At 33.0% G+C, this 1,081-nt stretch carries 1 protein-coding gene; it reads right to left on the bottom strand.

The genetic code is table 11. The annotated features are described in order from the left end of the window. Positions 1 to 308: 308 nt before the first annotated feature. The coding region (locus M901_RS09025) for a hypothetical protein (protein ID WP_034721552.1) at positions 309 to 1,081 on the bottom strand (773 nt) is incomplete at its 5' end.

The raw sequence follows: 1,081 nt of genomic DNA, 5'->3' as shown, positions 1-1,081 counted from the left end.
ACAATTTCAAGAATATCAATAAACTCTCTCTCACCTATAACAACTTTAAGATTATAGTTTCCTCTCATATCTGCGTGTACGTATCCATTAACTACTAACAGTAGCATCATAATAAAATTACTTCATTTCAACTCCAATCGTTGATTAATTATCAATTTAAATTTTAGGAATAAGATTTGATTAAATGGCCTTACGCCACCAAAGGATTGCAATTGAAATAGAGTATCGTACTAATCTACACATATAGGAATATATGTATAATGACTCATCTAAATATACGAGAAGTAATTTCTTACAACTTCAAACAATTAAAAGACTCTTTCAAGGCCGATAGAGATATGCGTAAAAGTATTGTCAGAAGTGATATCCTTTTCAGGACTACCATAACTAAACTTATGCAGTTCAAAAGTTTGATTGAAGCTAAAGTATGGGATACCAAAAGTCTCTTCGTATTTTCTATAGCTATATTTCAAAGCGATAGTACGCCCGATATTCTCTCTAAAAGTAATCGACTGATTCATTCCCTTCATCTGAAAACTATCAAATAGACTGGCCTCTAGACCAAATAAGATATCGTGATTTTGATTAAACTCATGAAGATAAGCAAGACCAAATCTAAGCCCATAAAAGTCACGTGTTTCGAAAATCTCATCAAAGATCGCCAATCTCTTTCTATAGAAAGTATGGTAGTCAACTTGGAAGAATAATTTAAAGTAGCTATCAAATGCCTTAAAAGAATTTATACTTTTTAATGAGTAGATATTACTTCCACTAATCATTTGCCCTTGAGAGATATTAATCGTGGGCTCTAAATTGGAATGAGTTTTGACTAAGTAAGAAAACTCAATATCAAAGAAATAGTCTTCCTCTGAGCTGACTCTCTTTCTTATAAATAACTGTGGAGAATGGAGTGCTTCTTTTTCCGATCTTTCAACATCACGGCTTTCATCATTTAACTCAAGATGGGTGTCGATTACATCAAACTGCCAAGCAGCAGATAGAGAAAGCATCCAATCTGTTGCAAATACATAACTCAGCGTTGGAGTAAATGTATAGGCCATTTTTTCGGCTTCCAGTATAT

This window comes from Bacteriovorax sp. DB6_IX (assembly GCF_000447775.1).
Taxonomy (GTDB): Bacteria; Bdellovibrionota; Bacteriovoracia; order Bacteriovoracales; family Bacteriovoracaceae; genus Halobacteriovorax_A.
This window is presented reverse-complemented; position numbering and strand designations above follow the sequence as displayed.